General features: G+C 71.9%; 22 protein-coding genes. 14 read left to right on the top strand and 8 right to left on the bottom strand.

Annotated elements, in window-relative coordinates:
• Nucleotides 1-38: 38 nt before the first annotated feature.
• The 5 genes from OG711_RS07195 to OG711_RS07215 all read right to left on the bottom strand — a co-directional run bounded on the left by OG711_RS07195 (nt 39) and on the right by OG711_RS07215 (nt 6200).
• The gene (locus OG711_RS07195; RefSeq protein ID WP_329558784.1) at nt 39-2015 is read right to left on the bottom strand and encodes a DUF5107 domain-containing protein; all 1977 of its coding nucleotides are present in this window, start codon (nt 2013-2015) and stop codon (nt 39-41) included.
• Between the two features lie 386 nt (nt 2016-2401).
• A complete protein-coding gene (locus tag OG711_RS07200) occupies nt 2402-2650 on the bottom strand; it encodes a LapA family protein (RefSeq protein WP_073790271.1) in 249 nt (82 codons plus the stop codon).
• A 146-nt stretch (nt 2651-2796) separates the two neighbouring features.
• Complete coding sequence (locus OG711_RS07205; RefSeq protein ID WP_329558785.1) at nt 2797-3939, bottom strand: S66 peptidase family protein; 1143 nt, start codon at nt 3937-3939, stop codon at nt 2797-2799.
• A gap of 4 nt (nt 3940-3943) precedes the next feature.
• Nucleotides 3944-5374, bottom strand: coding sequence for a M20/M25/M40 family metallo-hydrolase (locus OG711_RS07210; RefSeq protein ID WP_329558786.1), 1431 nt, complete (start codon nt 5372-5374; stop codon nt 3944-3946).
• Nucleotides 5367-6200 carry a M55 family metallopeptidase gene (locus OG711_RS07215; RefSeq protein ID WP_329558787.1) on the bottom strand — a complete coding sequence of 278 codons (834 nt, stop codon included), beginning with the start codon at nt 6198-6200 and terminating at the stop codon, nt 5367-5369. Before OG711_RS07215 ends, OG711_RS07210 begins: the two co-directional genes overlap by 8 nt.
• A gap of 289 nt (nt 6201-6489) precedes the next feature.
• Here OG711_RS07215 and OG711_RS07220 point away from each other — a divergent pair, with 289 nt between their 5' ends.
• A complete protein-coding gene (locus tag OG711_RS07220; protein WP_329558788.1) occupies nt 6490-7650 on the top strand; it encodes an esterase-like activity of phytase family protein in 1161 nt (386 codons plus the stop codon).
• Between the two features lie 188 nt (nt 7651-7838).
• Here OG711_RS07220 and OG711_RS07225 read toward each other — a convergent pair whose 3' ends face one another.
• Nucleotides 7839-8483, bottom strand: a complete 645-nt coding sequence (locus tag OG711_RS07225; protein WP_329558789.1) for an NAD(P)-dependent oxidoreductase — start codon at nt 8481-8483, stop codon at nt 7839-7841.
• Nucleotides 8484-8618: 135 nt separating this feature from the next.
• Here OG711_RS07225 and OG711_RS07230 point away from each other — a divergent pair, with 135 nt between their 5' ends.
• The gene (locus OG711_RS07230; protein WP_073790262.1) at nt 8619-9116 is read left to right on the top strand and encodes a MarR family winged helix-turn-helix transcriptional regulator; all 498 of its coding nucleotides are present in this window, start codon (nt 8619-8621) and stop codon (nt 9114-9116) included.
• Between the two features lie 193 nt (nt 9117-9309).
• Here OG711_RS07230 and OG711_RS07235 read toward each other — a convergent pair whose 3' ends face one another.
• Entirely contained in the window at nt 9310-9774 is a 465-nt protein-coding gene (locus tag OG711_RS07235; protein ID WP_073790260.1) for an SRPBCC family protein, read from the bottom strand.
• Between the two features lie 210 nt (nt 9775-9984).
• Here OG711_RS07235 and OG711_RS07240 point away from each other — a divergent pair, with 210 nt between their 5' ends.
• The 3 genes from OG711_RS07240 (at nt 9985) to OG711_RS07250 (ending at nt 13318) form a co-directional block, all read left to right on the top strand.
• The gene (locus OG711_RS07240) at nt 9985-11028 is read left to right on the top strand and encodes an Rv2578c family radical SAM protein (protein ID WP_073790257.1); all 1044 of its coding nucleotides are present in this window, start codon (nt 9985-9987) and stop codon (nt 11026-11028) included.
• A 172-nt stretch (nt 11029-11200) separates the two neighbouring features.
• On the top strand, nt 11201-12778 hold the full coding sequence (locus OG711_RS07245) for an alpha/beta hydrolase (RefSeq protein ID WP_329558790.1): 1578 nt from the start codon (nt 11201-11203) through the stop codon (nt 12776-12778).
• A 129-nt stretch (nt 12779-12907) separates the two neighbouring features.
• The gene (locus tag OG711_RS07250; protein ID WP_073790252.1) at nt 12908-13318 is read left to right on the top strand and encodes a RidA family protein; all 411 of its coding nucleotides are present in this window, start codon (nt 12908-12910) and stop codon (nt 13316-13318) included.
• A gap of 42 nt (nt 13319-13360) precedes the next feature.
• Here the strand turns inward: OG711_RS07250 and OG711_RS07255 are convergent, their stop codons facing one another.
• Complete coding sequence (locus OG711_RS07255; RefSeq protein ID WP_329558791.1) at nt 13361-13927, bottom strand: HEAT repeat domain-containing protein; 567 nt, start codon at nt 13925-13927, stop codon at nt 13361-13363.
• A gap of 1140 nt (nt 13928-15067) precedes the next feature.
• Between OG711_RS07255 and OG711_RS07260 the strand changes: the two genes are divergently transcribed.
• The 9 genes from OG711_RS07260 to pssA all read left to right on the top strand — a co-directional run bounded on the left by OG711_RS07260 (nt 15068) and on the right by pssA (nt 26154).
• The gene (locus OG711_RS07260) at nt 15068-16897 is read left to right on the top strand and encodes a 3-hydroxyacyl-CoA dehydrogenase family protein (protein ID WP_329558792.1); all 1830 of its coding nucleotides are present in this window, start codon (nt 15068-15070) and stop codon (nt 16895-16897) included.
• A 139-nt stretch (nt 16898-17036) separates the two neighbouring features.
• Nucleotides 17037-17843, top strand: a complete 807-nt coding sequence (locus tag OG711_RS07265) for a TetR family transcriptional regulator (RefSeq protein WP_073790246.1) — start codon at nt 17037-17039, stop codon at nt 17841-17843.
• Between the two features lie 527 nt (nt 17844-18370).
• The gene (ccrA, locus tag OG711_RS07270; protein WP_073790244.1) at nt 18371-19708 is read left to right on the top strand and encodes a crotonyl-CoA carboxylase/reductase; all 1338 of its coding nucleotides are present in this window, start codon (nt 18371-18373) and stop codon (nt 19706-19708) included.
• A gap of 26 nt (nt 19709-19734) precedes the next feature.
• Nucleotides 19735-21762 carry a protein meaA gene (locus OG711_RS07275; RefSeq protein WP_329558793.1) on the top strand — a complete coding sequence of 676 codons (2028 nt, stop codon included), beginning with the start codon at nt 19735-19737 and terminating at the stop codon, nt 21760-21762.
• Nucleotides 21759-22724 carry an HpcH/HpaI aldolase/citrate lyase family protein gene (locus tag OG711_RS07280; RefSeq protein ID WP_073790239.1) on the top strand — a complete coding sequence of 322 codons (966 nt, stop codon included), beginning with the start codon at nt 21759-21761 and terminating at the stop codon, nt 22722-22724. Before OG711_RS07275 ends, OG711_RS07280 begins: the two co-directional genes overlap by 4 nt.
• Before the next feature lie 5 nt (nt 22725-22729).
• Nucleotides 22730-23257 carry a MaoC family dehydratase gene (locus tag OG711_RS07285; RefSeq protein ID WP_329563671.1) on the top strand — a complete coding sequence of 176 codons (528 nt, stop codon included), beginning with the start codon at nt 22730-22732 and terminating at the stop codon, nt 23255-23257.
• A 4-nt stretch (nt 23258-23261) separates the two neighbouring features.
• Nucleotides 23262-24467, top strand: a complete 1206-nt coding sequence (locus tag OG711_RS07290) for an acyl-CoA dehydrogenase family protein (protein WP_073790234.1) — start codon at nt 23262-23264, stop codon at nt 24465-24467.
• A 180-nt stretch (nt 24468-24647) separates the two neighbouring features.
• Nucleotides 24648-25295: a phosphatidylserine decarboxylase gene (locus OG711_RS07295; RefSeq protein WP_266506537.1), complete on the top strand. Its 648-nt coding sequence runs from the start codon at nt 24648-24650 to the stop codon at nt 25293-25295.
• Between the two features lie 76 nt (nt 25296-25371).
• Nucleotides 25372-26154, top strand: coding sequence for a CDP-diacylglycerol--serine O-phosphatidyltransferase (gene pssA, locus OG711_RS07300; RefSeq protein WP_073790229.1), 783 nt, complete (start codon nt 25372-25374; stop codon nt 26152-26154).
• Nucleotides 26155-26209 lie beyond the last annotated feature (55 nt).

Below are 26209 nucleotides of genomic sequence, written 5' to 3' on the forward strand. Positions count from 1 at the left end.
TCGAAGGTCGGGGGTCGGTGGTCGGTGGTCGGTGGTCGCTACGGAGTCGGCGGGCGCATCCGGAAGTCGTACGCGGCGGGCAGCGGTTCGTCGCTGACCTCGGCCCACAGCTCCCCGATGGTCTCGGCGCCCTCCCGCAGATCGGCCACCTCGAACCCGTCCGCGAACAGTGCCCGGACGGCGTCGCGGTCGCCCTCGGCGAGCAGCAGCCCCGCCTCCACCAGCCGGAAGCGGCCCCGCGCGCGGGTGCCGGGGTCGAGCCGGTCCCAGACCGCGCGTGCGGGCGCTGTGCGGTCCACGGCGAGCAGCGCGGCGACGGCCTCCCGGCCGAGCGCGGCGATCGCCGCCGTCCGGTCGGGGCCGTCGTCCCAGGGTTCCGCGCAGAGTTCGTCGAACGCCTTGGCGTATCCGTCGGCGGCCCGTTCCCGGAAGCCGTCCACCTGGTCCGCGACCGCGAGGGCCCGCAGCAGCGCCCAGCGGGACGGGGCGTGCGGAAGGGCGCGCTCCCAGCTCCGTACCGCCTGGGCACGGTCGTCGGCGTGCCATTGGGCGATGCCGAGGTGGTACTCGGTGAGGGGTTCGGCGGGCGCGGTCTCCAGCATGTCGCGCCAGTGCCGTGCGACGAGGGTCGGGCCGGGCGCGCCGGGTCCGCCGCTCTCCGGGAACACCCCGGTGTGCAGGAGTTCGGCCCAGGGCCGCTGTTCGGGGCCGATGAGCGACTCGTCGAAGGGGGTGCCGGGCAGCTTGTACCGGGCACGCAGCACTTCGAGGGCGCCCCAGCCGGAACCGGTGGCGAGGACCGTACCGGGTTCGGCGTCGGCGTAGGGCAGCCAGGCGTCGTACGCGGCGTCCACGTCGGCGCGGGGCAGCGCGGCGGCCAGCCGTTCCTCGGTGGCGGCGCGGGCGGCGGCCCAGTCGCCGCCGTGCACGGCGGCGGGGTCGGCGTGCAGCGGACCGTACGCCTCCAGCCAGCTGAACTCCGACTCGGCGTCGAGGCGGACGTGTTCGAGCTGGGTGCGGGCGAGTCCGGCCTGGATCTCGGCGTAGCCGCCGGTGCCCGGTTCGGTCAGCCACTCCTGCCAGCGGCGCCCGCCGGTGCCGGAGCCCCACTGGAAGAGCTTGCGGCCGCGCAGGGTGTCGGTGGAGGTCTGGACGAGGCCGTGGCCCTGTTCGTCGAGCGCGGCTATCCAGCGGCGCTGTCCGTCGGGGACCTCGTAGAAGTAGTCGGCGGGGTACTCGCCGCGCAGCGGGTAGGTCCGGTCGGTGCCGTCGGCGCCGGGGACGGGGACCCTGCGCAGGGCGCTGGTGTACCCGAAGTGCCAGGCCTCGTCGGCGGGTGCGAGGACCCGGCGTTCCTCGGGGACGGCGATGTTGGACCACCAGTAGACGGGGACCGCCGTCTCATGGGGGTTGCGCACCCGCACGCCCACGTACAGGAACTCGGAGTCGGCGGGCAGCCACAGGTCGACCTGGAACGGGATGTCGCGCAGCGGCTCCCATTCCCACAGCCGCAGCATCGACCCGCCGTCGGGGGCGGGGACGACGGCGGCGTGGACGGGCGCGCAGGACAGCACACCGTGGCCGGTCGCGCCGGTGTTCCACTCGATGCCGCCGGAGAACCAGGCGCCGTTGAGGGCGAAGTCGGCGGGCTGGAGCACCGGGTTGGTGTACAGCAGTTCACGGCCGGTGGGCTTGTGGTGCAGGGAGTGGACCCGGCCCCCGAGGCCGGGCAGCACGGTGACCCGCAGCGACGCGTTCTCGATGACGAGGGTGTCGACGGTGGTGTCGGTGCGGTCGCGGCCGTAGTCGTCGCGGACCCGGGCGGGCAGGATGCCGCGCAGCCGCCCGTAGCCGAGCTGGCGGGCCATGTCCCGCGGCAGGCCCTCGCGGGACCGTTCGTCCAGTTCATGGAGCTCGTCGCGCGGCCGTAGCGGCGGCAGCGGGTTGTACGGGCCCGGTGCCGCGGCCGGCAGTGTCAAGGTGTCCCGGCGGATCGTCGTGGCCGTCGGCGTCAAGGCAGCCTCCCCATCCCTGTGGCGCCCGGGGCCGTGCGGGCCCCTGGTGTCGCCGTTCGCTTGCCCTTCGTCACGATGACCATCGAACCGTGTGACGTCCCCGCTGACCAGGGGTTCCCGGTGTCACTTTCGCCTCATACCACCGGGGGTACGGTCGGCCGTGGGACGGGAAGGCGTCGGCGACCAGGACGGTGGGGGCGGGCGGGCGCGGGCCCGGGGTGAAGGCATGGACGACCGCGATCCGTCGCATCACATCGTCCTCGCCGGTGCCGGACCGGATGACAACTGCGGTACGGGGGCGGGCCGTAGGCCGGGGGCCGGGGGCAGCGGCGAGCGCGGCAGGGGCCCGGAGCCAGGGGTCGGCCGCGGGTGTGCGGCTGCCGGGATCAGCGGCGGGCGCGGCGGCGCATCACGTACGCCCCGCACACCGCGCCGATCACCCACATCGCGAGCAGCGCCAGCCACAGCGGCATGACGACCTCGGGGATGATCAGCCGGATCTTGGTGTCGTGGGTGTTCTCGACGATGAAGATCAGGGTGAGGACGGCCAGGACGATGACGACGATCCGGCCGGGGGTCGTGTAGTCGCTGACGGAGCGTTTCCCGCTGCTGCTCGTGGTGGTCCTCGGGCTCATGCCGTCACCCTTCCCGCGCGGTAGGTCCGGTCCTCCCCCCACCAGCATGGGCACCGTCCCGGCCGATCGCACGGCGAGCCCGGCCCCGCTCACCCATGGCCCCGGCGGGTGCACCCTGGGTCACGGGCGCGCGAAGGGCGAGGGTGTCAGGAAAGGGCGGGACGGGTGAGGGTCAGGGTCCCCGCGTCGGCGTCCAGTACGGCGTGGGCGCCCAGCGGCACGGTGAGCGCGCCGGTGTTGTGCCCGAAGCCCGCCTCTTCGAGGACCGGGACCCGCAGTCCGGCCAGCCGCTCGGCCAGTACCTCGCGGACCTGCGGATAGGGCCCGCAGTCCCGCCAGGAGCCGAGAAGGACGCCCGTGACCCCGTCGAACCGGCCGGAGCGCAGCAGCTGGGTGAGATACCGGTCGAGCCGGTACGGCTCCTCCCCCACGTCCTCCAGGCACAGCAGCGCGCCCCGCGCGGCGGGGCGGGCGCCGGGGGTGCCGACCTCGGCGGCGAGGACGGAGAGACAGCCGCCGAAGGTGATTCCCTCGGCCCGGCCGGGGAAGAGGGGACGTCCGACGGTGAGCGTGCGGACGCTGCCGGGGTCGAAGAGCGTGGCACGCAGATGGTCCCGGGCGCGGGTGCGGGTGCGCTGCCCGGCGCCCACGGCCGGGGCGGCGGCGGTGGACGCGGAGGCGGCGGGGGCGGGGGCGGAGTCGGTCGCGGCGCCCGGGACCACCCGGCCGGGGCCGTACGCGCCGTCGGGGGCATCCGTACCGGTGGGGGCATCCGGGCCGTCGGGGGATTCCGGACCGTCGGGGGTGTCCGGGCCGAGGAAGTCGGCGGTCGCGATCATCGGGCCGTGCAGGGTGGCGAACCCCGCGCGGACGGCGAACGCCTCGTGCAGCGCGGTGATGTCGCTGAACCCGACGAACACCTTGGGCCCGGCGGCCCGTACCGCGTCCCAGTCCACGAGGTCGGCCATCCGCTGGGCGCCGTATCCGCCCCGGGCGCAGAACACCGCGGCGACGGACGGGTCGCACCACGCGTCCTGGAGGTCGGCGGCCCGCTGGGCGTCGGTGGCCGCGAGATGGCCGAACCGGGGGTGCCCGGCGAGGACATGGTCCGCGACGACCGGTTCGAGTCCCCAGCCGCGCAGGACCCCGAGCCCCGCCCGGAGCCGGTCGGCGGGTACCGGCCCGCTGGGCGCGACGACCGCGACCCGGGCACCGGGCCGCAGCCGGGGCGGCCGGGCCAGCGGCACCAGGGCGCGGTCCCGGGCAGGTGAGGATGCGGCGTCGGGCACGGGATCAGACCGTACGCAGGAAGCGGTCGAGGACGCGCACCCCGAAGTGGAGGGCGTCCACGGGGACCCGTTCGTCCACTCCGTGGAACATCTCCCCGTAGTCGATGCCCTCGGGCAGCCGCAGCGGGGTGAAGCCGTAGCCGGTGACACCGAGCCGGGAGAAGTGCTTCGCGTCGGTGCCGCCGGACATGGAGAACGGCACGATCCGGCCCTCGGGGGCGAACTCCGCGAGGGAGGCGCACATCCGGTCCCAGGTCGGGGTGGCGAGCGGGGACTCCAGCGGGATCTCCCGGTGCTCGAACTCCCAGTCGACATCGGGGCCGGTGAGCCGGTCGAGGGTTTCGCGGAACTCGTCCTCGCCGCCGGGCAGACAGCGCCCGTCGACCAGGGCGGTGGCCTCGCCGGGGATGACGTTGACCTTGTAACCAGCCTTCAGGACGGTGGGGTTGGCGCTGTTGCGGACGGTCGGCGCGACGAGGGCGGCGGCGGGTCCCAGTCCGTCCAGGTAGGCGTCCACGTCGAACCCGGGGGCGTACGGGTCGGCGGTGAGACCGTAGAGCCGGCCGAGAGCGGCGAGGGACGCCTGGACGGTGGGGGTGAGCCGGACCGGCCAGCGGTGGTCACCGATCCGGGCGATCGCGGCGGCGAGCCGGGTCACGGCGTTGGTGTGGTTGATCTTGGAGCCGTGCCCCGCCCGGCCGCGCGCGGTGAGTCTGATCCAGGCGGTGCCGCGCTCCCCGGCGGCGATCGGGTAGATCCGGGTGCCGCGTCCGTCGTGGAAGGTGTATCCGCCGCATTCGCCGATGCCCTCGGTGCAGCCCTCGAAGAGCGCCGCGTGCCGGTCGGCGAGGAACGCGGCACCGTCGGCGGCGCTGGCCTCCTCGTCGGCGGTGAACGCGACGACGATGTCCCGGCGGGGCCGCAGACCGGTGCGCGCCCAGTACCGCACGGTCGCGAGGATCATCGCGTCCATGTCCTTCATGTCGACCGCGCCCCTGCCCCACACCAGTCCGTCGCGGATCTCCCCGGAGAAGGGGTGCACGCTCCATTCGCCGGGCTGCGCGGGGACGACGTCGAGATGGCCGTGGAGCAGCAGGGCGGGGGCGGCGGGGTCGGAGCCGGGGCAGCGGGCGACGACGTTGGTGCGGCCGGGGGTGCGTTCCAGCAGGGCGGGTTCGAGTCCGGCTTCGGCGAGGAGCGCGGCGGCGTACTCGGCGGCGGGCCGTTCCCGGCACTCGCCGTCGCCCCTGTTGCTGGTGTCGATACGGATCAGGTCGGACGTGAACCGCACCACCTCGTCCAGGGCCTGACCGTCGACACCGGACCGGTCGCCGGTGCCGGACGGGTCCCCGGTGCCGGTGCGGTCGTCGCCCGGTGCGGCGTCGTACCGGGGGCGGGGGTCGTGGCTGTCGCGGGTCCGTGTGCTGTCACCCATACTGTTCCTCCACCGCGGACGAGACGATCGTGGTGACCGCCTTGAAGGTGCGGATGCCGTCGTACATGGTGCCGCTGGTGTAGGCGGCACGGCGTTCACCGGTGCGGGCCACCCCGGGCACGACGGTGCACGCCAGGACGAGATGTTCCGCGTCGAACTCCATCTCGACCGTGAACGGGCCGTCGGACACCGGGGCGTGGCGCTCCGCGAGGGCCGTCGCCTCCTTCGCCGCGGACCGGATGGCGGAGGCGGTGCGGGCGGGGGTGCGGCAGGTAGCCGCGTACCGCGAGACATGGTCCTTGACGGCGACCTTGACCGCGCCGGGAGCGTAGCCGAGGGCGTCCTCGCAGGTGAGGTCGTCCCCGGTGACGAGGACGACGGGCACGCCGTACTCGGCGACGACCGTCGCGTTGAGCAGTCCCTCGCTGGCGCGGGCGCCGTTGAGCCAGACGCCGGTGAGGGAGTTGGCGAGATAGGTGTGCGCGAGGACGCCTTCCATCCCGGCTCCGGTGTGGTAGCCCACGAAGGCGATGCCGTCGACGTCACCGTGCTGGACGCCCTCGACCATCGACAGGGTCTTGTGCCGCCCCGTGATCATCTCGACGCGTTCGTCGAGCTGTTCGAGGAGCAGGTTGCGCATGGTCCAGTGGGCCTCGTTGACGAGGACGGAGTCGGCTCCGCCGTCGAGGAAGCCGAGCGCGGCGGCGTTCACGTCGGAGGTGAACATCGAGCGGCAGCGCTGCCACTCGGGGGTGCCGGGCAGCACGTCGGCGGGCCAGGTCACTCCGGTGGCGCCCTCCATGTCGGCGCTGATGAGGATCTTCAAGCCCGGCTCCTCCCTGCTCGCCACTGGCTGTCACGGTACGCGCCGGGGCGCGGGCGGGCCAGGAGCCGACTGCCGGGTGCGGCCGGTCGGGCCCGGCGGGCGCGCCCTGATGGCTCTGCGGGACAAGTGCGGCAACCCATGACAACCCGCGCGCGAGAGCGGAGGCGACCCGCTCAGGAATAAATACGACAACACATGCTGACCAGGCAGGGAACCACCCGAAACCCCCGCGCACTTCACACGAACGAGTGACTGCGCCTCATCCACCCGCCACGCCAAGATCGAACACATGAATCCTTCCTTATTCCGCCGCGCGTGCGCCGCCGCCCTCGCACTGGCCACGACGATGACCCCCGCGGTGGCGGCCCAGTCTGGCGACACGGCCGCCCGCGCCCCCATCGGCGCCAAGGCCCGGCTGCTGGGCGAGGCGACCGTCCCCCACAAACTCGCCTTCCGTGACACGACGGTCGGCGGACTGTCCGGCATCGACCGCGACCCGTGCACGGGCGAGTACGTCATGGTCAGCGACGACCGCTCGAACCTCCAGCCCGCGCGCTTCTACACCGCCCGGATCAAGGTGGACGGCACCGGTGTGCGCTCCGTCGACTTCACAGGCACCCGTCCGTTCCGTCAGCCGGACGGGACGGTCTACCCGGCGCCGAGCGCGGGCGACGGCAAGGCCGTGGACCCGGAGGAGGTGCGTGTCGACCCGCTGACCTGCCGCTACTGGTGGGCACAGGAGGGCGACCGGCCGAGTGCGGCGGGCGCCCCGCTGGTCCAGCCGTCGGTGCAGTTCGCCAACCGCTCCGGTGCCCACCGCGGCCGGTTGGCCCTGCCGTCCAACTACGCGTTCACCACGGGTGAGCGGGGCCCGCGGCGGAACAAGGCGGTGGAGGCGATCACGTTCGGCGCGGGAAGCACCGTGCTGACCAGCGCCGTCGAGGGTCCGCTGCTCCAGGACGGCCCGGAGCCCACCCTGGACACCGGCGCCCTGATCCGCGTCACCCAGCAGAGCCGACGGGGCGCGGTGCTGGGCCAGTTCGCCTATCCGCTGGAGAAGATCTTCGCCGAGTCCGACCCGTCGAGCCCGTGGGCCCCGGACACCGGCGTGCCCGCGATCCTCGCGTTCCCCGGGGACCCCGGCCGCTATCTCGTCCTCGAACGCACCTGGGTGGCGGGGTCGGGCTACAAGATCCGTGTCTTCGACGCCACCACGCGGGGCGCGACCGATGTGCGGAGCGTGGACTCCCTCGCCGGGCGGCCCGTCGTACCGATGCGCAAGAAGCTGGTCGCGGACTTCCATGACCTGGGCGTGTCCACCATCGAGAACACCGAGGGCATGACCTGGGGTCCGAACCTGCCGAACGGCGAACGCACCCTGCTCCTGGTCAGCGACGACAACTTCTCCCAGGAGGAGGTCACCCGGTTCGTCGCACTCGCCGTCCGATGAGCGGCCGGTAGCGGCCACCCCACTGAGAACGGGGTGAACGGGCCCCGGCCACGCGCCGCGGCCCGTTCGCCCCGAGCCACGCACACCCCAACACGGACGAGTGCGGCAGCGTGACGACCCCGGGGCGCGGGGAACCCCGTACACCCGCGCGAGGACCGGCACAGGGACGGGCCCGGAGCCCGGCGCGGTCACCCCGTGACCACCGTGAACCTCTCCCGCCGGTACCTCCCCGCCTCGGCCTCGTCGACCAGCGCCACCGCGAGATCCTCCATGGAGATCATCGACGTCCCGTCGGCCCCGACGAGCAACTCGTCCCGGCCGAGCCGGTACCGCCCGGTCCGTGTCCCGGGCTCCAGGACCGCGGGCGGACTCACATACGCCCAGTCGACCTCCTCCTCCGCCCGGAAGACGTCCAGCTGCCCGACGCCGCCGAGCGCGATGTCACGCCACCCGGCGGGGACATAGGCCGGGTCGTCCACCAGCAGCCTGCCGCCGGAGCCCGGCACGGTCAGACTGCCCGCCCCGCCGACGACGAGCAGCCGCACCCCGCTGCCCGCGAGTCCCGCGAGCAACCCGCGGGCCGCCGAGGCGAGTTCATGTTCCCGTCCCCGGGGCGGACGTGTCGCGGTGATCACGACGTCCTGCCCCGCCGCGAGGCGCCGCACGTCCTCCGGGTCGGCCGCGTCCCCGACCCGGTGACCGGCCAGGGCGGGCAGTCCCGCGAACCTCGCCGCGTCCCGCACCACGGCGGTGACCTCGTGCCCCCGGCCCAGCGCCTCGTTGACGATCCGGCTCCCCGCGTTGCCCGCGGCCCCGAAGACGGTGATGCGCATGGCGTTCCCCTCCCCTGTCCGGGCTCCCCGCCCGGAATTGCTTCACGTTGAACTGTTCGACGCAAAGGAGACTACGACCCTGCTACCTTCACGTCAAACAGTTCAACGTAAAGCAATCAAGGGAAGGGGTGGCGTATGGGCGACAACGTGGACCGGGTACTGGAGCAGTGGCGGACCGAGAAGCCCGGCCTCGACGCCTCACCGATGGGCGTCGTGGGGCGCGTCCAACGCGCGGCCCGGCTGCTCGAACGCGAGCTGGCCGACTACTTCGCCACGCACGGGCTGCAACTGTGGGAGTTCGACATCCTGGCGACCCTGCTGCGCTCGGGGTCCCCGTACCGCCTCACCGCGGGTGCGCTCAGCGCGGCGTCGATGATCACGTCGGGGGCGATGACCAACCGTCTCAACCGGCTGGTCGCCAGGGAGCTGGTCACCCGGGAGACCGACCCGGACAACCGCCGGAGTCTGCTGATCACCCTCACCGAGGAGGGCCATCGGACCGTCGAGGCCGCCCTGGAAGGGCATGTCGCCAACGAGGCCCGGCTGCTCACCGGCCTCTCCGGACCTGACCAGGGGCGGCTGGCGGATCTGCTGCGGGAGCTGCTGACCGGCCTCGGGGACGTACCCCGCTGAGACGACCGCCGGGACCACCCCTCCCGCTCCGGGTGACGGACACGGGTGGGCACGACGAACGGCCGCCGCCCGCCCGGAACGGGCGAGGCCGGCGGCCGGAGGATCGTCACGGGCAGCGGGGCGGACGGGCGCGGCCACCCGGAGCGGTCAGCGCGGCGCTCACCGCCGTCGGAGCGGTGGCGGTGCCTCCTTGCTACGCCTTGTTCTCCATCTCCGTGGCGAGCCGGTCGAGCACCAGGTCGTAGATCCGGGCGAGGCCCTTGGGAGCGAAGGTCCGCTCGAAGAAGCCGCCGATACCCGTCGCGCCCTGCCAGGTGGAGGTGACGGTGACCCTGGCCTTGCCCTCCTCGTCGGGCCTGACCCGCCAGGTGGTGACCATGGAGGAGTTGCGGTCCTTCTCGACGAGTTCGCCGTTGCTCAGCTCCCCGCTGTTGGGCTCGGTGACCTCCAGCAGACAGTCACGGACCCGCTTGCTGGTGGCCTGGAGCCGCCAGTGGACGAGCGTGCCCTCGCCGTCGCCGCCCTCGCGCACCTCGTACTCGCTGAAGTGCTCGGGCAGCAGCTTCGCGCGGGTGCCGGAGTAATCCGCCAGCGCGTCGAAGACGTCGTCGGGGTTCGCCGCGATGATCCGCTCCGTGGTGGCCTCGACCTGCGCCATTGCACTTCCTCCAAGGCTTGTTCTTACAACGGTCCGCGGAAAGCCAACCACCCCGGTGCTCGGCCCCCCAAATCGGGGTCATGGTTCACGTCACACCGTTACCCGGCCCCCGGTCCGCCCGGCCCGGCCGCCGGGGACTCGCCGGGTCCGGTTCGCACGATCAAGGGAACATGTGTTCTATTCTGTGCCCAGTGCTACCGAGGAGACGTCATGCGCTGGGAGAACCTCACCACCGGGCCCGGTGACCGACCGGATCCCGCCCCCGCCCTGTTCGACGCGGACTCGGTCACCACCAGGACGTTCGACTCCCCGGAGTTCCGCGGGGTCACCTTCCACGAGATACACGCCCGGTCGATCCTGAACCGGGTGCCGGGTGCCTCCCGGCTGCCGTTCGAGTGGACGGTGAACCCGTACCGCGGGTGCACCCACGCCTGCGTCTACTGTTTCGCCCGCAAGTCGCACAGCTATCTGGACCTCGACACCGGTCTCGGCTTCGACAGCCAGATCGTCGTGAAGGTGAACGCGCCGGAGCTGCTGCGGCGCCAGCTCGGCTCGCGCCGCTGGCAGGGCGAGCATGTGGCGATGGGCACCAATGTGGATTGCTATCAGCGCGCCGAGGGCCGGTACAGGTTGATGCCGGGCATCCTCGCGGCGCTGCGCGACCACGCGAACCCCTTCTCGATCCTCACCAAGGGCACCCTGATCCTGCGCGACCTCGATCTGCTGCGCCAGGCCGCCGAGGTGACCCGGGTCGGCGTCTCGGTGTCCGTCGGCTTCACCGACCCCGCCCTGTGGCGGACCCTGGAACCGGGCACACCCGCCCCGCACCGGCGGCTGGACGTGGTCCGCGCCCTCGGCTCGCACGGCATCGGCTGCGGGGTGCTGATGGCCCCGGTGGTGCCCTTCCTCGGAGACCGCCCCGAGCAACTGCGGGAGACGGTCCGGGCAGTCGCCGAGGCCGGGGCGACCTCCGTGACCCCGCTGGTACTGCATCTGCGGCCGGGCGCGCGCGAGTGGTTCATGGCCTGGCTCGCCCATCACCACCCGGGGCTGGTGGGACGCTACGAACGGCTCTACGCGGAGGGCTCGTACGCCCCGAAGTGGTACCAGCGGCGGATCACCCGCCAGGTCCATGAACTGGCCGAGGAGTTCGGCATCGGCCCGAGCGGCGCGGGCACCGGTCACCGTGCCGGGCCGCCGCCCGGGCCCGCCGCCCGACCGGAACCCGGCCCGACCCAGCTCACCCTGCTCTGAGCACCGGCCGCGCGGCGGCCTCCTGACTCCGTCCCCGGTGGACGGCCCCACCCGATCGGGTCGGATACGTCAACACGGGTGCCGAACCGGCCCTCGTGGACGGCCCTTCGGCGACGATGCCGCGCGGGGGTCGTGGGCCCACGGCCCCGTACCCGTTCCTGACGGAGGCCCCATGAAGAAACGCGCAGCGGCGCTGTGCGGTGCCGCCGCGGCGGTGGCCGGGATGATCACGGCCGTGCCGCGGCCCGCGACCGCCGACGCCGTACCCGTGGACACCGCGCGCCCGGCGGCGGCGCCGGTGTGGAAGCTGTGCGCCACCGAGGCCCGGCCGACCCTCCAGTGCGCCTCGCTCAAGGTGCCGCTGGACCACGACCGCCCCGACGGCAGACGGATCACCCTCGCCCTGAACCGCGTCCCGCACACCGCCCGGATCTCCCAGGGACCGCTCCTGGTGAATCCGGGCGGCCCCGGCGGCAGCGGTCTCGGGCTCGCCCGGTTCGTCGCGGGGGCGCTGCCGAAGGAGGTGGCCGCGCAGTACGACGTGATCGGCTTCGATCCGCGCGGGGTCGGCCGGAGCACCCCCGCGCTGGACTGTCTGCCGGGCCACGCCGACCCGGTGCGCCCGCCCAGCGTGCCCACCACCGACGCGATCGAGCGGGACAACACCGAGCGGGCGCGCGACTTCGCACGGGCCTGCGGTGAGAAGTACGCGGACGTGCTCCCGTACATCGACACCGTGAGCACGGTCCGGGACATGGACGCGATCCGCGCCGCGCTCGGCGCCCGGCAGATCAATTTCCTCGGCTACTCGTACGGCACCTACCTCGGCGCGGTGTACGGCAAGCTGTATCCGCACCGGGTGCGCCGGATGGTCCTCGACTCGGTCGTCGACCCGAACGGCGTCTGGTACGAGTCCAATCTGCGCCAGGACCACGCCTTCCACTCCCGGCACCAGGCGTTCCTGGCCTGGGTCGCACGTCATGACGAGGCGTACGGCCTCGGCACCGACCCCGCCCGGGTCGAGGAGCGGTGGTACGCGATGCGCGCGGCCGTGACCCGGGACCCGGCGGGCGGCACGGTCGGCGGGGCGGAGCTGGAGGACACATTCCTGCCCGGCGCCTACGCCGACGGCTACTGGCCGCATCTGGCCGAGGCGTTCGCCGCGTACGCCACCGAGCGGGACGAGCAGGCGCTGGTCAGCGCGTACGAGACGTTCGGCGCCTCCGACGACGGCAACGGCTACAGCGTCTACACGGCGGTGCAGTGCCGGGACTCCTGGTGGCCGCGCGATCTGGACGACTGGCGAGCCGACAACCGGCGCGTCCACGCGAAGGCACCGTTCTCCACCTGGAACAACGCCTGGTTCAACGCCCCCTGCGCGTTCTGGCCCACCGCGCCGCTGACCCCGCCCAATGTCTCGAACGGCAAGCTGCCGCCGGTGCTGCTGTTCCAGGCGACGGAGGACGCCGCGACCCCCTACGAGGGCGCGGTGGCCACCCGGGACAAGCTGCGCGGCTCCCGGCTGGTGGTGGAGCGGGGCGGCGGGAACCACGGGGTGACGCTGAGCGGGAACGACTGTCTCGACCGGTATCTGACCGACTATCTCGCGACGGGCCAGGTGCCGAGCGGTACGGGTCCAGGTCCCGACGCGGTGTGCGACCGGCTCCCCGAGCCCCGGCCGTTCCCCCGCGGCCGGGTCGCCACCGGCCGGAGCGTGTCCCCGCACGGCACGCTCGCCTTCGGCGGCTGACCGGAGCGGGCGGGCGGCCGCGGGGGCCGGGTTCCCTGAGGAGCCCGGCCCCCGCGGCCACCGGTGAGGCCGTGAGGGGTGGGGAAGGTGCCCTGGGCGAAGGCGGAGCCGTGGGCGAGGATGGGTGCCATGAGCAGCCATCTCACCCATGTTCCCGCGCCCGACGGGGTCTTCCCCGCCACCGCCTACACCCATGTGGTCCTCGGCACCGGCCGCTTCGTCGCGATCTCCGGGCAGCTCGCCCTGGACGAGGACGGGAAGCTCGTCGGCGCCGGTGACCCGGCGGCCCAGGCCCGGCAAGTCTTCACCAACCTCGGCCGCTGTCTCGCGGCTGCGGGCGCGGGCTTCGACGACGTGGTCAAGCTGACGTACTTCGTCACGGACATCAGGAATCTGGCCGCCGTACGGGAGGTACGCGGCGACTTCCTCGACCCGGCCCGGCTGCCCGCGAGTTCGGCCGTCCAGGTCGGCGCGCTGGTGGGTCCGGAGTTCCTGATGGAGATCGAGGCGTACGCGATCGTTCCGGAGGACGGCCGCTGACGGGTGCTGACGGCCCGTCCCCCGTCCCGCGCGACCCGGCCGCTACGCCAGCCGGGAGAGCGCGCGCCCTGCCGCTTCCGCCAGCCCCGGGTGGGCACCGGCCGCCCGCAGCACCGGGCGGGCCCGGGGGTCGCCCAGCTCGCCCAGCCCCTCCACGCAGGCCAGGGCGAGCCGGTGATACGGATCGTGGGTGGTCAGACGGCGTTCCAGCGCGGTGATCAGCGCGGGCACGGACTCGGGGGCGCGCAACTCGACCAGCAGGCGTACGGGGTGGAGCGCGTACGCGGCGCGCAGCTCGTTGGTGGCGAGCGCGGCGGCGGCGCGGGCCGTGCGGGGGTCGGCGAGCCGGGCCAGCGCGGTCGCGGCGGCGGCGCCGCGGGCCGGGTCACGGTGGTTGAGGAGCAGCACCAGGGCCTCGAAGGCGCGGCGGTCCCCCGCGGTGCCGAGCCGGAAGGCGGCCAGTTCACGGGCCCAGAGCGGGTGGCCCGCGGCGGTCAGTACGTCGGCGAGCGCCTCCGGGTCCCGGGTGTCCGCGATCCGCTGGAACTCGTCGGACGCGCCGGACTCCTTCCGTAAGCGGTCCGTCACGGTGCGCAACTGTTCGTCCATGCGTCAGAGCGTAGACGCCGGCGCTGGGCCTTTGGCTGTCCGGGTCCCCCCGCCTCTCCGCGATCCGGCGGGCCGCCCGTGGGTGCGCGGTTCCTCGCGCTCCTGGGGTTCCACCTCTGGGCGCACTTGTTCCCGTGCGGGTTGCCCGTGGGTGCGCAGTTCCCCGCGCCCCTTTGGGGCACACTCCTGGGCGTACCTGTTCCTGCGCGGGCACTCACGGGGTGCGCGGTTCCTCGCGCCCCTGGGGTTCCATTCCTGGGCGTACCTGTTCCCGTGCGGGTACGGACGTGGGTGCGCAGTTCCCCGCGCCCCTTTGGGGCACACCTCTGGGCGTACCTGTTCCTATGCGGGTATTCACGGGGTGCGCGGTTCCCCGCGCCCCTGGGGTTCCATTCCTGGGCGTACCTGTTCCTGTGCAGGTTGCCCGTGGGTGCGCAGTTCCTCGCGCCCCTGGGGTTCCATTCCTGGACGTACCTGTTCCCGTGCGGGTACGGACGTGGGTGCGCGGTTCCTCGCGCCCCTGGGGTTCCATTCCTGGACGTACCTGTTCCTGTGCGGGTACTCACGGGGTGCGCGGTTTCTCGCGCTCCTTTGGGCTCTCGCCTCCCGCAGCCGCTCTGCTGCCGGAGGCAACAGGGGGTGCCCTGAAGGGGCGCGGGGAACTGCGCACCCACGGGCAACGCGCACCGGAACACGTACGGGCAGGACCGCAGGCCCAGGGGCGCGGGGAACTGCGCGAGGGCGTGAACCGGGCCGCAGTCGAGGAGCGGCAGCGGAAGGCAGCACCCGGAGGCGCAAGCGAAGGCGACCTGTGGGGCGGGGGGCTGGCGCGGTTGTTACTGGCCGGTTAAGCTCGGGCGAGCGGGACAACCTCCCGCGGTACTCCTCCCGACGGCCTGGTGACGCAGCCGCAGGGAGCGCAGTTCGGTCCGGTGGCGACACCGGGTACCGGGGCATCTTCGTACGACGCGGCTCGGGACAGGGCGCGTCGCTTCCCCACCGGGTCCGCTGCACGCGGCCCGCGCGGGCCGCCGAGCGCGGCGGCCCGGCCACCCCAGCAACTCCCGCGCGCACCGCGCCCGTACCAGGTACGGCGACCCCGCGCCCGTCAGCCGTCACTCGTACCCTTGGAGTCCCGCGATGGCCGCTCCCCTGTCCCCGCCGTCCCTCTCCCCCTCCGCACCGTCGCCCAAGCCTCTGCGTACCGTCGCCGTGATCGGCCTCGGCACGATGGGCACCGGTATCGCCGAGGTGCTGACCCGCGCCGGCCGTGAGGTCATCGGTGTGGACCTCACCGAACCGGCCGCCGCGCGCGCCGTCAGCGCCCTGGAGGCGGCCACCGCCCACGCGGTGCGCCGCGGGCGGCTCACCGAGGCCGAACGCGCCGGGGCGCTGGCCCGGTTCCGCGCCACCACCGATCTGCGGGCGGTGGCCGACGCGGATCTCGTGATCGAGGTGGTCCCCGAGTCCTATGCGGCCAAGCAGCGGGTGATACAGGAGCTCGACGCGATCGTGCGCCCCGACACCATCCTCGCGACCGGCACCAACGCGTTGTCCGTGACCCGGCTGGCCGCCGAGTCCGCCCGCCCCGAACGCGTCCTCGGGCTGCACTTCTTCAACCCGGCGCCCGCGATGAGACTGGTCGAGGTGGTGTCCTCGGTGCTCACGTCACCGGAGGCGGTCGCCGCCGTCACGGACCTCGCCGTCGAACTCGGCAAGGAGCCCGTCGCCGTGGGCGACCGGCCCGGGTTCGTCGCGGACGGGCTGCTGTTCGGCTATCTCAACCAGGCCGCGGCGATGTACGAGGCGAAGTACGCGAGCCGTGAGGACATCGACGCGGCGATGCGGCTGGGGTGCGGACTGCCGATGGGGCCGCTCGCCCTGCTCGACATGATCGGGATCGACACCGCCCGCACCGTGCTCGACGCGATGTACGCGGCCTCCCACGACCGGCTGCACGCCCCCGCGCCGATCCTGGGGCATCTCGCCGCGGCGGGACTGACCGGCCGCAAGGCGGGCCGCGGTTTCTACACGTACGAGGAGCCGGACAGCGCCACGGTGGTGCCCGACGCGCTCACCCCCGGCCGGGGCGGGGCGTCCGCCGTCCCCGGGCGCGAGGTGCGTTCGGTGGGGGTCGCCGGGTCCGGGACGATGGCCTCGGGGATCGCGGAGGTCTTCGCGAAGGCCGGGTACCAGGTGGTGCTCGCGGCCCGGGGCCAGGAGAAGGCCGACCTCGCGAAGGCGCGGATCGGCAAGTCGCTGGCCCGGTCGGTGGACCGGGGCCGGATGAGCGCCGGGGCCGCCGCCGGGGCGCTGGACCGGATCACGCCCGCCGGGACGTACGACGCGTTCGCCGGGGTCGATCTGGCGATCGAGGCCGTCGCCGAGGACCTGGAGGTCAAGCGGCGGTTGTTCGCCGCGCTGGACGAGGTGTGCAAGCCGGGCGCGGTCCTCGCCACCACCACCTCGTCGCTGCCCGTCGTCGCCTGCGCCCGTGCCACCTCCCGCCCGCAGGACGTGGTGGGGATGCACTTCTTCAACCCGGCGCCCGCGATGAAACTGGTCGAGGTCGTGCGGACCGTGCTCACCTCCGACGAGGTCCACGCGACGGTCCGCGAGGTCTGCGCGACGATCCGCAAGCACCCCGTCGACTGCGGCGACCGCGCCGGGTTCATCGTGAACGCGCTGCTGTTCCCGTACCTCAACAACGCCGTCAAGATGGTCCAGGAGCACTACGCGACGCTCGACGACATCGACGCCGCGATGCGGCTCGGCGGCGGCTACCCGATGGGCCCCTTCGAACTCCTCGACGTGGTCGGGCTGGATGTGTCACTGGCCATCGAGAAGGTGCTGCACCGCGAGTTCCGTGACCCCGGGCTCGCGCCCGCGCCGCTGCTGGAGCATCTGGTCGCCGCCGGATGCCTCGGCCGCAAGACGGGCCGCGGCTTCCGCGAACATGCCCGCCGCTGACCCGCCGGGCGCGGCCACGGGCCGGGGCGGGCCGCCCGGCCCGGTACCCGTCGCCGCGCCCCCGGGGAGGAGCCCGGCGGATCGTCCCGCGGGGCGGGGACGTGCGCGTTCCCCCGGTCCGATGGAGTACGTTCGTGGCATGTCCCAGTCCGCGGATCCAGGCCGCCGTCCGCCCCGTACCGCAGTGTCCGAAGTGCCCGAGAGCGCGGCCGGGACCCGGGCCGCCGCCCAGCGGCTGAAGATGCGCCGGGAGCTGGCGACGGCCGCGATGGAGCTCTTCGCGACCAAGGGGTACGAGGCGACCACGGTCGACGAGATCGCCGCGACGGCCGGGGTCGCGCGGCGGACGTTCTTCCGGCACTTCCGGTCCAAGGAAGAGGCGATCTTCCCGGACCACGACGACACCCTGATCCGCGCCGAGGCCGTCCTCAACGCCGCCCCGCCGCACGAGCATCCGCTCGACACGGTGTGCCGGGGCATCAAAGAGGTCATGAAGATGTACGCGGCGTCCCCCGCCGTGTCCGTGGAGCGCTACCGGCTCACCCGTGAGGTACCGACCCTGCGGGAGCGGGAGATCGCCTCGGTCGCCCGGTACGAGCGGCTCTTCACCCGCTATCTGCTCGCCCACTTCGACGAGCAGGCCCACCACGACGGCAACGACGACCCGCTGCTCGCGGAGGTCGCGGCGTCCGCCGTGGTCACGGCGCACAACCATGTGCTGCGGCGCTGGCTGCGGGCCGGCGGCGAAGGGGACGTGGAGACCCAGCTCGACCGCGCCTTCGCGATCGTCCGCAGGACGTTCGGGACGGGGATCGGGGCGGGACGGCCCGTGGAGGTCTCGTCGGCGCAGTCCGCGCGGGGCGAGGTCCTGGTGGCCGTCGCCCGGACGGACGCGCCCCTGGACGAGGTCATGCGGACGATCGAGTCCGCGCTGCGCGGTCGCTGACCGGTCCGGGTCCCACGCGGCGGGCCACCGTCCGCCGCCACCCGTGAAGCGGTTCCGGGAACAGCCCCGGAGTACTCAAAAGACAGTGAAGGCAGCGACGAGGCGTCCCCGAGGGGGCGCCTCTCGCCTTGCGCGCCCCCTCGCGGAGCCCTTCACGCACCCCCCGAAACGCCCGAACGGCCACGTCAGAGGCCCGAACGATCGATCATCGCTCATTTGTGGGACGCGTAACCCAAATGAGAGAAAGTCTTGGCACGCAGTGTCTTGCGACTTGGCACGGCGTGCCATTACGTTGAAATGGTCCGGGCGGCCGGCGTGCGGAGCACCTTCGTAAGGCCGGCTGTCCCCGTGAGCACCCGCCCACGCGCCCGGACGCCTGCGTCACAGGCAACCTCCGCGCCACCAGCGCCCCGCACCTCCGCCGGACCGACGGCAGACCATCCATACGCTGCACCCCTGTCACAGGGGCCCCACGCGATCCCTTCTGTCCCCCTTCGAGGGGGCACCGCTTCGCCGGAGGCAACACCGTGAAGGAAATCCTGGACGCGATCCAGTCGCAGGACAGTACGGCCGCCGACTTCGCGGCCCTGCGCATCCCGGAGTCGTACCGCGCGATCACCGTCCACAAGGACGAGACGGAGATGTTCGCGGGCCTCACCACCAGCGAGAAGGACCCCCGCAGGTCGCTCCATCTGGACGAGGTCCCCGTGCCCGAGCTCGGGCCGGGTGAGGCCCTGGTGGCCGTCATGGCCTCCTCGGTGAACTACAACTCGGTGTGGACCTCGATCTTCGAACCGCTCTCCACCTTCGGATTCCTGGAGCGCTACGGACGGCTCAGCGACCTCAGCCGGCGCCATGACCTGCCCTACCACGTCATCGGCTCGGATCTCGCGGGCGTGGTGCTGCGCACCGGACCCGGGGTCAACGCCTGGCGGCCCGGGGACGAGGTCGTCGCGCACTGTCTGTCGGTCGAGCTGGAGAGCTCCGACGGGCACAACGACACCATGCTGGACCCCGAGCAGCGCATCTGGGGCTTCGAGACCAACTTCGGCGGCCTCGCCGAGATCGCGCTCGTCAAGTCCAACCAGCTGATGCCGAAGCCCGACCATCTGAGCTGGGAGGAGGCGGCGGCCCCCGGGCTCGTCAATTCCACCGCGTACCGGCAGCTCGTGTCGGGCAACGGCGCCGGGATGAAGCAGGGCGACAACGTCCTGATCTGGGGCGCGAGCGGCGGACTCGGCTCGTACGCGACACAGTTCGCGCTCGCCGGGGGCGCCAACCCGATCTGTGTCGTCAGCAGCCCGGAGAAGGCGGATCTGTGCCGGGCGATGGGCGCCGAGGCGATCATCGACCGCGCCGCAGAGGACTACCGCTTCTGGCGGGACGAGCACGAGCAGGACCCGCGTGAGTGGAAGCGGTTCGGCGGACGCATCCGGGAGCTGACCGGCGGCGAGGACGTGGACATCGTCTTCGAGCACCCGGGCCGGGAGACGTTCGGCGCGTCCGTGTACGTGACCCGCAAGGGCGGCACGATCGTGACCTGCGCGTCCACGTCCGGATACCGGCACGAGTACGACAACCGCTATCTGTGGATGTCGCTCAAGCGGATCATCGGCTCGCACTTCGCCAACTACCGCGAGGCGTGGGAGGCCAACCGGCTGGTCGCGAAGGGAAAGATCCATCCGACGCTGTCGCGGGTGTACTCCCTGGAGGAGACCGGGCAGGCCGCGTACGACGTGCACCGCAACCGCCACCAGGGCAAGGTCGGCGTCCTCGCGCTGGCGCCCGCCGAGGGACTCGGGGTGCGGGACGAACGGATGCGCGCCGAGCACCTCGACGCCATCAACCGCTTCCGGAACGTCTGACGGAACCTGAGGGGCGGAACTCCACCATGACCGAACGACACAAGGACCGGCCGTGGCTCATGCGGACCTACGCGGGGCACTCCACCGCCGAGGCGTCCAACGAGCTGTACCGCCGCAACCTCGCCAAGGGCCAGACGGGCCTGTCCGTCGCGTTCGACCTGCCGACCCAGACCGGCTACGACCCCGACCATGTGCTGGCGCGCGGTGAGGTCGGCCGGGTGGGTGTGCCGGTGTCCCACCTCGGCGACATGCGGCGGCTGTTCCAGGACATCCCGCTGGAGCGGATGAACACCTCGATGACGATCAACGCCACCGCGATGTGGCTGCTGGCGCTGTACCAGGTGGTCGCCGAGGAGCAGGGCGCCGATGTCACCCGGCTCCAGGGCACCACCCAGAACGACATCGTCAAGGAGTACCTGTCCCGCGGCACCCATGTCTTCCCGCCGGGCCCGTCGCTGCGGCTGACGACCGACATGATCGCGTACACCGTCCATCAGCTGCCCCGGTGGAACCCGATCAACATCTGCTCGTACCACCTCCAGGAGGCGGGCGCGACACCCGTCCAGGAGGTCGCGTACGCGATGAGCACGGCGATCGCGGTGCTCGACGCGGTGCGCGCGAGCGGTCAGGTGCCGGAGGAGAGGTTCGGCGATGTCGTCGCGCGGATCTCGTTCTTCGTGAACGCGGGTGTCCGGTTCATCGAGGAGATGTGCAAGATGCGCGCGTTCGGGCGTATCTGGGACCGGGTGACCCGGGAGCGGTACGGGGTCGGGGACGCCAAGCAGCGCCGGTTCCGCTACGGGGTGCAGGTCAACTCGCTGGGGCTGACCGAGGCGCAGCCCGAGAACAACGTCCAGCGGATCGTGCTGGAGATGCTGGCGGTGACGCTGTCGAAGGACGCCCGCGCGCGGGCCGTGCAGCTTCCCGCGTGGAACGAGGCGCTGGGGCTGCCCCGGCCCTGGGACCAGCAGTGGAGTCTGCGTATCCAGCAGGTGCTGGCGCACGAGTCGGATCTGCTGGAGTACGAGGACATCTTCGCCGGGTCGCACGTGGTGGAGGAGAAGGTGGCCGCGCTGGTCACCGACTCGCTCGCGGAGATGGCGCGGATCGAGGAGATGGGCGGGGCGATGGCCGCCGTCGAGTCGGGGTACCTGAAGTCGCGGCTGGTGGCGTCGCACGCCGAGCGGCGGGCCCGGATCGAGTCCGGTGACGAGAAGATCATCGGCGTCAACATCTTCGAGACCACCGAGCCGAACCCGCTGACCGCCGATCTGGGCGCGGCGATCCAGTCGGTGGACCCTGCGGTGGAGGCCCGGGTCGTCTCGGCGCTCGGCGCCTGGCGGGACACCCGCTATCAGCCGCCGTTCAACCATCCGCGTCCGTGCAAGGCGCTGGAGCGGCTGAAGGAGGCGGCGGCGGGCACCGCCAATCTGATGGAGGCGACCCTGGAGTGCGCCCGGGCCGGGGTGACGACCGGTGAGTGGGCCGGGGCGCTGCGGGAGGTGTTCGGTGAGTTCCGGGCCCCCACCGGGGTGTCGTCGGCCCCGGTGGCCGTGACCGCCGAGGCGGGCACCCCGATGGCCCTGGTCCGGGAGAAGGTGGAGCGGACCGCCGCGGAGCTGGGTTCGGGCAGGCTGCGGCTGCTGGTCGGCAAGCCAGGTCTGGACGGGCACTCCAACGGCGCCGAGCAGATCGCCGTCCGGGCGCGGGACGCCGGGTTCGAGGTGGTCTACCAGGGCATCCGGCTGACCCCGGAGCAGATCGTGGCCGCGGCGCTGGCGGAGGACGTGCACTGTGTGGGGCTGTCGATCCTGTCGGGGTCGCACACCGCTCTCGTCCCGGACGTGCTGGAACGGATGCGCGCGGCCGGTGCCGCGGATGTACCGGTGATCGTCGGCGGGATCATCCCGGGCGGCGACGCCGGGGAACTGCGGCGGGCCGGAGTGGCCGCCGTGTTCACCCCGAAGGACTTCGGTATCACGGAGATCATCGGCCGTATCGTCGACGAGATCCGCAAAGCGAACAAGCTCGACCCTCTGGAGGTCCCCGCATGACCGCCCCCGTCAACCGACTGCGTCCGCGCCGCTCCTGCCTCGCGGTGCCGGGTTCCAATCCGCGTTTCCTGGAGAAGGCCCAGGGTCTTCCCGCCGACCAGGTGTTCCTGGACCTGGAGGACGCCTGCGCGCCGCTGGCGAAGCCGGAGGCCCGGCACACCATCGTCAAGTTCCTCAACGAGGGCGACTGGACCGGCAAGACCCGGGTGGTGCGGGTCAACGACTGGACGACCGAGTGGACGTACCGCGATGTCGTGACCGTGGTCGAGGGCGCCGGGCAGAACCTGGACTGCGTGATGCTGCCGAAGGTGCAGGACGCCCAGCAGATCGTGGCGCTGGACCTGCTGCTGACGCAGATCGAGAAGACGATGGGCTTCGAGGTCGGGCGGATCGGTATCGAGGCGCAGATCGAGAACGCCAAGGGCCTGGTGAACGTCGACGCGATCGCCGCCGCCTCGCCGCGCACCGAGACCATCATCTTCGGCCCGGCGGACTTCATGGCGTCCATCAACATGCGGACGTTGGTCGTCGGTGAGCAGCCGCCCGGGTATCCGGCAGACGCGTACCACTACATCCTGATGCGCATCCTGATGGCCGCCCGTACCCATGGGCTCCAGGCGATCGACGGCCCGTACCTCCAGATCAGGAATGTCGACGGCTTCCGTGAGGTGGCCGGCCGGGCCGCCGCGCTCGGTTTCGACGGCAAGTGGGTGCTGCACCCCGGTCAGGTCGACGCGGCCAACGAGGTGTTCTCACCCGCGCAGGAGGACTACGACCACGCCGAGCTGATCCTGGACGCGTACGCCTGGTACACGTCGGAGGCGGGCGGGCGGAAGGGCTCGGCGATGCTGGGTGACGAGATGATCGACGAGGCGTCCCGGAAGATGGCCCTGGTCGTGGCGGGCAAGGGCCGGGCCGCGGGGCTGCGGCGCACCAGCGTCTTCGAAGCCCCGGAGGTGTGAGCGCGATGCAGTTCGGCCGCACCTACGAGGAGTTCGAGATCGGCGCCGTGTACAAGCACTGGCCCGGCAAGACGGTCACCGAGTACGACGACCATCTGTTCTGTCTGCTCACCATGAACCACCATCCGCTGCATCTGGACAGCAACTACGCGCGGGAGGCGTCCGACTTCGGGAGGAACGTCGTCGTCGGGAACTACGTGTACTCGCTGCTGCTGGGCATGTCCGTGCCGGATGTGTCGGGCAAGGCGATCGCGAATCTGGAGGTCGAGTCGCTGCGGCATGTGGCGCCGACGTTCCACGGGGACACGATCTACGGCGAGTCGACCGTGCTCGGCAAGACCCCGTCGCGCTCGAAGAGCGACCGGGGTGTCGTGCAGGTCGAGACCCGGGGCCACAAGCAGGACGGGACGCTGGTGTGTGTGTTCCGGCGCAAGGTGATGGTGCCGACCGAGAGCTATGTCAGGGAGCGCGGGGGCGAGCAGCCGGGCCGCCCCGTTCCGCTCGACACGCCCAAGAAGCCGCAGGAGAAGTGACGCCATGAGCCGACTCGCGCAGACCCACGGCCTCAGCGAGGTGCAGCGGGAGATCCTGTCCACCGTCCGTGACTTCGTCGACAAGGAGATCATCCCGGTCGCCACGGAGCTGGAGCACCGTGACGAGTACCCGCAGGCGATCGTGGACGGGCTCCGGGAGTTGGGCCTGTTCGGGCTGATGATCCCCGAGGAGTACGGGGGGCTGGGCGAGTCGCTGCTGACGTACGCGCTGTGCGTGGAGGAGATCGCCCGGGGCTGGATGTCCGTCTCGGGCATCGTCAACACGCACTTCATCGTCGCGTACATGTTGAAGCAGCACGGCACGGCGGAGCAGAAGGAGTACTTCCTGCCCCGGATGGCGGCCGGTGAGGTGCGTGGCGCGTTCTCGATGTCGGAGCCCGCGCTCGGCTCCGATGTCTCGGCGATCACGTCGAAGGCGGTGCGGGACGGCGACGAGTACGTGCTGACCGGTCAGAAGATGTGGCTCACCAACGGCGGGACGTCGAGCCTGGTCGCCGTGCTCGTGCGAAGTGACGAAGGACACCCGGAGGGAACCGCTCCGCACAAGTCGATGACGACGTTCCTGATCGAGAAGGAACCCGGCTTCGGCCAGGTGCGGCCAGGTCTCACCATCCCGGGAAAGATCGACAAAATGGGATACAAGGGCGTCGACACCACCGAGCTCATCATGGATGGCCTACGCATTCCAGCCAATCGCGTACTGGGGGGCGCCACCGGTCGCGGTTTCTACCAGATGATGGACGGGGTGGAGGTCGGGCGGGTGAATGTCGCCGCGCGTGGTTGCGGGGTCGCGCACCGTGCGTTCGAGCTGGGCGTTTCTTACGCACAGCAACGGCACACCTTCGGAAAGCAGATCGCCCAGCACCAGGCCATCCAGTTCAAGCTGGCCGAGATGGCTACCAAGGTCGAGGCCGCCCATGCGATGATGGTGAACGCAGCGCGCAAAAAGGACTCCGGGGAACGAAACGACCTTGAGGCAGGGATGGCGAAGTACCTCGCCTCCGAGTACTGCAAAGAGGTCGTGGAGGACGCCTTCCGGATTCACGGCGGCTACGGCTTCTCCAAGGAGTACGAGATCGAGCGCCTCTACCGCGAGGCGCCGATGCTGCTGATCGGCGAAGGAACCGCGGAGATCCAGAAGATGATCATCGGGCGCAGACTGCTCGAAGAGTATCGGCTTCAGGGCTGACCTCCGGGTCGGTTGCCCCGATAAGGGTGGTTTCTTCGAGAAGAACGTCACACCCTGTCCACCCTGTTCCGACCTCGACTCGGCTTCCTGGCTTGCCCAGTTGCGGCCGGTAACCGATACGATCGCCGGACAGCCGCCGTCCCCCGTCAAGCGCGGCATCATCCGCTACGAAGGTCATCCATGCCCGACAGCCAAACCTCTGCACCTCGCGGCCGGGTCCGCCTCGCCCGCGGAGCGTCGCCGTGGCTCCTGCCGACCGTCGCCACCGCCGCCCTCAGCCTGGCCCGGTCGCGCCGTTCCTCGAAGGCGGCGGTCGTCGCCGTACCCGCCACCGCGCTCGCGGCGGGCATGCTGTGGTTCTTCCGCGACCCCGAGCGTGAGATCGCGCAGGGCCGGGTCATCTCCCCCGCCGACGGTGTGGTGCAGAGCATCATGCCGTGGCAGGACGGACGGACCCGGGTCGCGATCTTCATGAGCCCGCTGAACGTCCACGTCAACCGCGCCCCGCTGGCCGGCACGGTGACCTCCGTCGAGCACATCCCCGGCGGGTTCGTTCCGGCGTTCAACAAGGAGAGCGAGAACAACGAGCGCGTCGTCTGGCACTTCGACACGGAGCTGGGCGACATCGAGATGGTGCAGATCGCCGGAGCGGTCGCCCGCCGTATCGTCCCTTACGTGCCGCAGGGCACGAAGGTCGAGCAGGGCGACCGGATCGGACTGATCCGCTTCGGCTCGCGTGTCGACATCTACCTCCCGGAAGGCGTGGACGTCGCCGTCGAGGTCGGACAGAAGACCACAGCTGGGGTGACTCGCATTGACCGTGATTGAGCCCGAAACCTCACCGCAGACCGGTTGGGCGCCCGAAGCAGAGGGCGCCGACGGTGCGGACGACGACGCGGAGGAAATGCCGCTGTCCCTGAGGTTGTCGATAGCGGACACCCTCACGCTGGGTAACGCCACATGCGGATTCATGGCGGTGTACTTCACCACCACGGGCATCCTCATCCCGCACCTCATGGGCAGCGACGAGTCCGGGATGGCCCGGCACTCCGCCGCCACGGCCGTGATCCTCATGCTCTGCGCGGCCGTCTTCGACCTCTTCGACGGCCTCGTCGCCCGCAAGCTGCGGTCGTCGCCGATGGGGGCGGAGCTCGACAACCTCTCCGACCTCATCAGCTTCGGCCTCGCGCCCGCGTACTTCGTGCTCGTCTACGGCATGGTCGCCCATGACGCGAACGAGCAGGTCGCGGCGGTGGGGGCGATCGTGGTGCTGCTGGCGGTGGTGCTACGGCTGGCCCGGTTCTCGTGCGTGACCCTCCGGGACGGGGTCTTCCAGGGCATGCCGAGCCCCTTCGGGGCGCTCACCGTCGTCTCCATCGTGCTGCTCGGGCTGCCCTTCTTCGCGACGCTGCTCGCGATCGTGGGGACCGCGTGGCTGATGGTGAGCCGGGTCGAGTACCCCAAGCCGCAGGGACGGCTCGCGGTGGCCATGCTGTCGTGGATCGTCCTCAGCATGGGGCTGCTGGCGGCCTGGGCGTTCGACGCGCCCGGGGGGCAGCTGCTCCTCCAGACCGGTTGTGCGCTCCAGGTGGTGCTGGGCGCGGTGATCCCCCTCTTCGCGACGGCCCGCCGGGTGAACAACTTCCGCGACAACCGGCGGGAAGCGCGCGCCGCGCATATGCCCTGACCGGGCGGGTGGCGGTACAGCTCGACGTGGGTCCCAGCCGCGGGTCGGCCGGGGC

Origin of the sequence: Streptomyces uncialis, assembly GCF_036250755.1 — a bacterium.
Classification (GTDB): domain Bacteria; phylum Actinomycetota; class Actinomycetes; order Streptomycetales; family Streptomycetaceae; genus Streptomyces; species Streptomyces uncialis.

Bases quoted from the DNA above. Each gene is read 5' to 3' on its own strand.
- OG711_RS07200 (WP_073790271.1), bottom strand. From the start codon at position 2,650: ATGAGCCCGAGGACCACCACGAGCAGCAGCGGGAAACGCTCCGTCAGC.
- OG711_RS07210 (WP_329558786.1), bottom strand. From the start codon at position 5,374: ATGGGTGACAGCACACGGACCCGCGACAGCCACGACCCCCGCCCCCGG.
- OG711_RS07220 (WP_329558788.1), top strand. From the start codon at position 6,490: ATGAATCCTTCCTTATTCCGCCGCGCGTGCGCCGCCGCCCTCGCACTG.
- OG711_RS07225 (WP_329558789.1), bottom strand. From the start codon at position 8,483: ATGCGCATCACCGTCTTCGGGGCCGCGGGCAACGCGGGGAGCCGGATC.
- OG711_RS07230 (WP_073790262.1), top strand. From the start codon at position 8,619: ATGGGCGACAACGTGGACCGGGTACTGGAGCAGTGGCGGACCGAGAAG.
- OG711_RS07235 (WP_073790260.1), bottom strand. From the start codon at position 9,774: ATGGCGCAGGTCGAGGCCACCACGGAGCGGATCATCGCGGCGAACCCC.
- OG711_RS07240 (WP_073790257.1), top strand. From the start codon at position 9,985: ATGCGCTGGGAGAACCTCACCACCGGGCCCGGTGACCGACCGGATCCC.
- OG711_RS07245 (WP_329558790.1), top strand. From the start codon at position 11,201: ATGAAGAAACGCGCAGCGGCGCTGTGCGGTGCCGCCGCGGCGGTGGCC.
- OG711_RS07250 (WP_073790252.1), top strand. From the start codon at position 12,908: ATGAGCAGCCATCTCACCCATGTTCCCGCGCCCGACGGGGTCTTCCCC.
- OG711_RS07255 (WP_329558791.1), bottom strand. From the start codon at position 13,927: ATGGACGAACAGTTGCGCACCGTGACGGACCGCTTACGGAAGGAGTCC.
- OG711_RS07260 (WP_329558792.1), top strand. From the start codon at position 15,068: ATGGCCGCTCCCCTGTCCCCGCCGTCCCTCTCCCCCTCCGCACCGTCG.
- OG711_RS07265 (WP_073790246.1), top strand. From the start codon at position 17,037: ATGTCCCAGTCCGCGGATCCAGGCCGCCGTCCGCCCCGTACCGCAGTG.
- OG711_RS07275 (WP_329558793.1), top strand. From the start codon at position 19,735: ATGACCGAACGACACAAGGACCGGCCGTGGCTCATGCGGACCTACGCG.
- OG711_RS07280 (WP_073790239.1), top strand. From the start codon at position 21,759: ATGACCGCCCCCGTCAACCGACTGCGTCCGCGCCGCTCCTGCCTCGCG.
- OG711_RS07285 (WP_329563671.1), top strand. From the start codon at position 22,730: ATGCAGTTCGGCCGCACCTACGAGGAGTTCGAGATCGGCGCCGTGTAC.
- OG711_RS07290 (WP_073790234.1), top strand. From the start codon at position 23,262: ATGAGCCGACTCGCGCAGACCCACGGCCTCAGCGAGGTGCAGCGGGAG.
- OG711_RS07295 (WP_266506537.1), top strand. From the start codon at position 24,648: ATGCCCGACAGCCAAACCTCTGCACCTCGCGGCCGGGTCCGCCTCGCC.
- pssA (WP_073790229.1), top strand. From the start codon at position 25,372: ATGCCGCTGTCCCTGAGGTTGTCGATAGCGGACACCCTCACGCTGGGT.